General features: G+C 73.8%; 4 protein-coding genes. 3 read left to right on the top strand and 1 reads right to left on the bottom strand.

Annotated elements, in window-relative coordinates:
• Positions 1-327 precede the first annotated feature (327 nt).
• Positions 328-1,008, bottom strand: coding sequence for a TetR/AcrR family transcriptional regulator (locus ACWDCZ_RS38650; protein WP_117486082.1), 681 nt, complete (start codon positions 1,006-1,008; stop codon positions 328-330).
• Between the two features lie 152 nt (positions 1,009-1,160).
• Here ACWDCZ_RS38650 and ACWDCZ_RS38645 point away from each other — a divergent pair, with 152 nt between their 5' ends.
• The 3 genes from ACWDCZ_RS38645 to ACWDCZ_RS38635 form a co-directional block, all read left to right on the top strand.
• A complete protein-coding gene (locus ACWDCZ_RS38645; protein WP_449818396.1) occupies positions 1,161-2,663 on the top strand; it encodes an MFS transporter in 1,503 nt (500 codons plus the stop codon).
• A 169-nt stretch (positions 2,664-2,832) separates the two neighbouring features.
• A complete protein-coding gene (locus tag ACWDCZ_RS38640; protein WP_049650272.1) occupies positions 2,833-3,636 on the top strand; it encodes a TIGR03084 family metal-binding protein in 804 nt (267 codons plus the stop codon).
• A 153-nt stretch (positions 3,637-3,789) separates the two neighbouring features.
• Positions 3,790-4,995 (top strand): FAD-dependent oxidoreductase (locus tag ACWDCZ_RS38635; RefSeq protein WP_449818395.1); only part of this gene is annotated, 1,206 nt, incomplete at its 3' end.

The raw sequence follows: 4,995 nt of genomic DNA, 5'->3' as shown, positions 1-4,995 counted from the left end.
GGATGGATCAAGAAGGTTCGAGAAGGATCGAGAAGGATCGAGAAGGGGCGGGAAAAGGCATGAAAGCGGTCACCGTGACGGGGAGCGGCGGTCCTCGGTCCGGTAGATCGACCGCACCGCCGCGGCGAAGTCGAACACGGCCGGATCGTACTCGTAGGTCTTCGGCTGCATGCTCTCCCACACTCCCCGAATTCTCCTGGCGGACGGCGGACAATGCCTCCTGTTCGAGAAGCTAGCGCAGCGGCCCTTCTCCACCAAGACGTTCCGAACGGCAAGAGCACGACGGGAGAAAGCGGTCCGCAAGGAGCGCGGGCACCCGTCGCCGGACTATTCCGGCCCCGCCGCTTCCACCACCGGCACCACCTCCTCCCGCAGCCGCCGGGCCGAGGCCGCCACCGATCCGGCGGCGGCCTCCCGGGTGTCGCCGACACCGACCATCAGCCCCACCAGCTGCGCCTCCAGCAGGCGGTCGGCGTCGCAGGGCTCGATCAGGTAGCCGCCGAGCTCCAGGACGACCAGGCCGTGCACCGCCGACCACATCTGGTGCGCCACCAGTTCCGGGTCCGCCGGGCGGAACCGGCCCGCCCCGACGCACCGGGCCGCGCACTCGGTCACACCGGCCAGCGTGTAGCGGCCGTACTGGCGGTCCTCCTCGTCGAGCGAGAACCCGGCCAGCGAGGAACCGCCGAACATCACCGCGTACAGGTGGGGGTTGGCCAGCGCGTTGCACCGGTACGCACGGCCCAGCAGCGCGAGGTCGCACACCGGGTCGTCACTGGGCCGCACCTGGGTGAAGTGCTGCTGGAGCCGGGCGAACCCCTCGTGGACGATGGCCCGCGCCAGCCCGCGCATTCCGTTGAAGTGGGTGTACAGGGCCATCGTCGAGGTGCCGACCTCGCTCGCGATGCGGCGGGTGGACAGTGCCTGCGGCCCCTCCTCCGCCAGCAGCCGGGCGGCGATGGTCACCAGCCCCGGGCGGGCACGGGGATCCGAGCGACGCGGACTCATGTCCCCAGTCAACCAAAACGCCGTGGTGCCGGAACCGGTCGCGGGTCCACAACTCCCGATCCCAGCACACTGCGAGAAGCGGCCCTCAGGACGCCCGGCGTAGCTTCCCAGTCACCCGGCGCGACCGCCGCCCCCGACCGAAAGGCCGCCCCGTGTTCTCCAGACCCCTCGGCGCCGCGATGCTCCTGTACGCGGGCAGCGCGATCGTGCTGGTCTCCTCCGCACTGGCCTTCCACCACGCCTTCGCCATGGACCCCGCGATGCCGATGTCGATGCCGATGCCGATGCCGATGGAGATGGCGCACGCTCCGGCCGACGCCGGACGGAAGCTCGACGGCATGCCGCTGGCGGAGATGCCGGAGATGTTCACCGCCTTCGCCGGACTGCTGCTCGTGGTGGCCGGCGCCGCCCTGCGCGGACGGCCGCGCTCGGCCCCGACCGAACTCCGTGGCGGCCGGCGCGGCCGGCTGCTGATCGCCGTCATCGGTACGGCCGCCCTGACCGTCGACATCAGCAAGACCTCCACGCTGGGCTTCGTCATCCCCGGCATGCGGGCCGACTACGGCCTCGACCCCCGGACGGCCTCCCTGCTGGCGGTCTGCGGACTGACCGGGACGGCGGCCGGGGCGCTGCTGTTCGGTGTGCTCACCGACCGGATCGGGCGCCGCAGCTCCTACCTGATCGCCACCCTCGGCTTCACCGCCACCAGCATGTGCGGCTCGATGCCCTCCTTCCGCGGGAACCTGCTGATGTGCGGGCTGATGGGCCTGGCGGTCGGCGGCCTCGCCCCGCTGCTGATCACCCTGCTCACCGAGGCGGTCGGCGGGCGGGTCCGCGGCTCGGTGGTGGTGGCGCTCTCCGTCGTCGCCACCGCCGTCGGCTACCTGATCGCCGCCGGCTCGGCCCTGTGGCTGGAGCCGGTGTTCGGCTGGCGGATCCTCTGGTTGATCGGCGCCCCCACCGGCGCCGTGCTGGCCGTGCTGACGCCCTTCGTTCCCGACTACGTGGCGCTCTCCGCCCCGGCGGCGCGGAGCGCACCGGTCCCGCGGCGGGACTCACGCTCCGCGCGGGCCCTCACCCACGGCCTCCAGCGGGCGTTCGCCACCCTGATCGGCCTGCTCACCTTCGGCCTCACCACCTGGGTGCCGAGCCTGGCCCGGATCGGCGGTGTGCCGGTGCGCACCGCGAACCTGATGCTGACCGTGGCGGCGGTGGTGATGGTCCCGTGCGCCCTGCTGCTGATGCTGGGCTACCGCCGCTTCGGCCCGACCAGCATGGCGGCGGGCCTGGCCACCGTCACCGCCGTGCTGCTGCTGGCGCTCACCGCCAGCGGCGCGGTCGCCCAGGTGGGCTGGATCTGCGCGGGCGCGCTGGTGGCGGCGCTGTTCTCGGTGAACTCGATGGCCGCGATCTTCCTGCCGATCGCGGCCGACCTGGCCGATCCGGAACGGCGCGGCCGGACCACCGGCTGGGTCTCCTTCTTCAACCGGCTGGGCGGCCTGTGCGGGCCGCTGCTGCTGGCGGGCCTGGTGTCCTCGGCCTCCGACGTCCTGCTGGCGGTCTCCGTGCTGGCGCTGCTGTGCGGCGCGGCCGCCTGGTACATCAGCCGCCGGAGCCGGCTCGCGGCCCCGGCGCTCGGCGCGGCGTCCGAGTGACGGGGGCCCGAGTGGCGGGGGCGCGGGTGCGGCCGGTGGCAGAGCACGGGCGGAGAAGCCCGCCGATCTCCGGGAACAGATACTGGATTCGCCCAACTCGCCACGGTTCGAGGCGGATTGGGAGTGCGCCGGGCATCCGGCCGGGTTCCGCTCAACGGAAGGAAGAGGCATGGTCGACCGACAGGACGTGATCTCCGCGCTGGTGCTGGACGGCGAGGCCGTCGACGCGCTGGTGGCGAACCTGCCCGAAGCCGACTGGGCACGCCCCACGCCGGCCCCCGGCTGGACCGTCGCCCACCAGGTCGCCCACCTCACGGCCACCTTCAGGCTGGCCGGACTCGCGGCGGGCGACCCCGAGGCCTTCCGGGCGGTCGCCGCCGGCATCGGGCAGGACATGGACGGCGCGGTGCAGCAGGCCCTCAAGCCCTACCTGGCGAAGGCGCCGAAGCTCCTGCTGGAGAGCTGGCAGACCGAGCGCCGGGCCGCCGAGGAGGCCCTGGCGGCCGTTCCGGCGGACCGGCCGCTGCCGTGGCTGGTCCGCCCGCTGACGGCCCCCGTGCTCGCCGCCGCCGGCATGATGGAACTGTTCGGCCACGGCCAGGACATCGCCGACGCGCTCGGGGAGCGCCGCGAGCACACCGACCGGATCCGCTACCTGGTCGAGTTCGCCGTCCGCACCTGGGACTTCGGCTACCAGGCCCGCGGGCTCACGCCGCCGGAGACAACGTTCCGTTTCGAGATCACCGCTCCGTCGGGCGCCCGGTGGGAGTTCGGCCCCGCCGACGCGGAGCAGCGCGTCAGCGGACCCGCCGTCGACTTCTGCCTGCTGGTGACCAGGCGCCGGCACCGCGACGACCTCGCCCTGACGGCCCGTGGCGAGGACGCCGACGCCTGGCTCGACCTCGCCCAGGCCTACCGCGGCCCGGCCGGTCCGGGCCGCACGCCCGGCCAGTTCCGGTCGACCGGGCACTGACCGGGCACTGACCGAAAGCGCCACCGGGTCCGCGGCACCGGGCGGGGGTGCCGCGGACCCGCGCGCACGCGCGCTCCGGGCGAAGGCCGACAGCGCGGCGGCGCACCAGCACGGGGACCGCCACCCGTCCCACACCCGACAGAAGGGACCGTCATGGGCACCCGTACCGACGAATGCGCCGTGGTTCTCGGCGGAAGCATCGCAGGCCTGCTGGCAGCGAGGGTGCTCGCCGAGTCCTATCCCCGGGTCGTCGTCGTCGAACGCGACCGGATCCTCGGCGTCCGGGGGCCGCGGCGCGGCGTCCCGCACGGCAACCACGCCCACGGGCTGGTCGCCCGCGGCCACCAGATCATGGAGTCGCTGTTCCCCGGCCTCACCGACGAACTGGTCGCCGCCGGGGTGCGGCCCGGCGACTTCAGCGCCGACATCCGCTGGTACTTCAACGGGCTGCGGCTGCGGCCGGCGCACACCGGCCTGCCGTCCGTGCCCGCCACCCGGCCGGTGCTCGAACACCATCTGCGCGAGCGGGTACGGGCGCTGCCGGAGGTGACGTTCCTGGAGGAACACGACGTCATCGCCCCGGTGACCGACACCACCAGGCGCCGGGTCACCGGGGTCCGGGTGCAGCGGCGCGCCCCCGGGAGCACGGAGCGCACGCTCTCCGCGCACCTGGTCGTCGACACCACCGGCCGCGGCTCGCGCACCCCGCGCTGGCTGGCCGACCTCGGGTACGAGGCACCCCCCGAGGAGCGGATCGAGATCGACCTGGCGTACACCACCCGCCACTACCGCCTCAAGGGGGATCCGTTCGGCAGCGACATCGCCATCATCCCCGCCGCCACGCCCTCGCACCCGCGCGGGGCCTTCTTCTACCGGGTGCCCGGCGAGGACAACCGGGTGGAGCTGTCGGTGACCGGGATCGTGGGCGACCACCCGCCCGTCGACCCCGAGGGGTTCCACGCCTTCGTCCGCTCACTGCCCGTCCCCGAGATCCACGAGGCGATCCGCGACGCCGAACCGCTCGACGAGCCCCTGCGGTTCCGCTTCCCGGCCAGTGTCCGCAGGGACTACCACCGGCTGGAGCGCTTCCCCGCCGGGCTGGTCGTCCTGGGCGACGCGGTGTGCAGCTTCAACCCGGCCTACGCCCAGGGCATGACCTCCGCCGCGCTGCAGGCCCTGGTGCTGCGGCGGCACACCGCGGGGCGGCGGCTGCCGAACCCCCGGGCCTACTTCCGCGACGTCGCGCGGGAGATCCGGGCCCCCTGGTCCTTCGCCGCGGTGACCGACCTGGGCTACCCGGGCGTCGCGGGCCGCCGCACCCCGCAGACCCACCTGGTCAACCGCTACGCCGCGCTGGCC

Source organism: Kitasatospora sp. NPDC001225 (assembly GCF_053597855.1).
The sequence above is the reverse complement of the archived record's forward strand: the minus strand, read 5'-3'. Positions and strand labels throughout refer to the sequence as shown.